Genomic DNA, 2,042 nt, shown 5'->3' on the forward strand with positions numbered 1-2,042 from the left:
AGAGTAAACGGTATTTCGTATTGTTTTTTACCAGATTGTTTTTTTTGATCTAATATAGTATTGTTCGCCAGGTTGAATATTTTAATACTGATATCATTTTGTTCTTTTAAGGCGACTTTTACAAAGAATTTACCATCAGAAGGATTGGGGTATACACTAAACTCCTTGATATTTCCTGATTGTTGATTTTGGTTATCCTGGTTTTGATCCTCTGTTATTTCTTTTTGTAACACCAACACTTTTTGAGTAAATACTTCCTGACAGTTTCCTAGTTTGGATATCATCGAGATGTCATATTCTCCTGGTTTTTCAAAATAGATTTCGATAAGATCTTGATTTTGTGTAACTATAGAGGCTTGTTCGGGCATTACCCACTGAATTTGATCAGGTATAGGATACGTTACATCTATGATTACAAATTTTTCATTGGTAAATACCTGGCTTGCATATAGGAATTCTGCATTAATTTGGGCATCGACTTGATGCAGGATTACACTACTGGTTGCTGTACATCCTTTTGTATTAGTTACAGTTACAGTATATTCTCCGGGTTGATCGACCGTTATTTGAGGTAAGTTACTAGCGAATCCGTTTTGTGCAGTCCATTGATATGCTGCGTTAGGATCATTGATTAGTGCCGAGAATGAAGCGGTTTGTCCTAAACAAATAAACCGATCTTCTCCCAGGTTAATATCGACTGGTTTAGGGTCTGTAATTTGATAGGTTCTTACTAAAGTTTTGTTTCCAAACCCTTGTATGGTTACTGTATATGATCCCGCACATAATCCTGTTATTTTATCTGTAGTTTCTCCGGTATTCCATTGATAGGTGAAATTACCATTTCCTTTGTTTACTTCAATTTCGATTTCTGCATCACAATCCCCATTACATACCAATGGTTTGATAGTCACATCTACGATATCGGGTTGTGTTATTTCATAGGTTTGCTGAATTGTACAGGTATTGGCATCGGTAATATGAACCTGGTATTGATCAGCGATCAGATTATCTATAACTGTGGTATTTCCGATATTGGTATTATCAGAGAGTCGTACCCAGTTTATGGTATAGGGTTGTAACCCTCCTTGGAGTTGTAGTTGGATTCTTCCATCATTTCCTTCATAAGCAGATACATTAGTTAAAGAAGCATTTTGAATCTGGATTTGATTATCTTGATTAACTACTGGTATTGTTTTATCTGTAGTACATCCATTAGCATCCTGTACCATGATATTGTATTGTCCTACACTTAGGTTTTGAATCTCCTGGGTAGTTTGTCCATCTTGCCAGAGTATGGTATAGGGAGGAGTTCCTCCAGTAATAACTACATTGATCGCTCCTGTATTGTCACCGGGACAAAGCACGGGAGTTGTACTTACGATAGTAATGTCTAACAGATCTGGTTGAATGATGTTATAGACTGCTGAGGATATTTCTACATTACTATCATCAGTTATAGTAACGGTATATGCACCGGGTTGTAAGCCGTCTATAGTAGGGTCATCGGGTCTGGAGAATAAGGGATCTCCTTGTTTAGTCCACAGGTAGGTGTAGGGTTGAATTCCTCCACTTACATTTACTGTAATTTTTCCATCATCGAGATCTTTGCAACTCACATTGGTAATTGTAGTATTTTGTATTTCTAACAAATCTGGTTGTGTGATTACAATAGGTTGAGTTAATGTTGCTATACAGCCATCAATATCGGTGACTTCAATAGAGTAGTTTCCTGCTTCCAGGTTGATTAATTTGGTATCGGTAGATCCATTAGGAGGAGTGAAAGGGTTTCCTTCTTTAAACCAATTGAATAGCGGTGTTCCCTGATTATTGATGATATTGATTTCGAGGACTCCGATATTACCTCCAAATACGATGTTGTCTATGTGTGATGCAGTAACTTCAGATACTTCTATTCCTATAGGAGGTTCTGTGACCTCTATTGGAGTTCCAAAATTATTAATGGTACAATTATTTTGATCAGTAATGGTATACTCATATGACCCGGCGAAGAGGCCAGTTATATTGGCTCCTGATTTGTTGAA

General features: G+C 36.9%; 1 protein-coding gene. It reads right to left on the reverse strand.

Annotated features, from left to right (window positions below; all coding sequences use genetic code 11):
* Positions 1–2,042 (reverse strand): PKD domain-containing protein (locus ATO12_RS24435; protein ID WP_034247706.1); only part of this gene is annotated, 2,042 nt, incomplete at both ends.

Source organism: Aquimarina atlantica (genome assembly GCF_000626715.1).
In the GTDB taxonomy this organism is placed as follows: Bacteria; Bacteroidota; Bacteroidia; order Flavobacteriales; family Flavobacteriaceae; genus Aquimarina; species Aquimarina atlantica.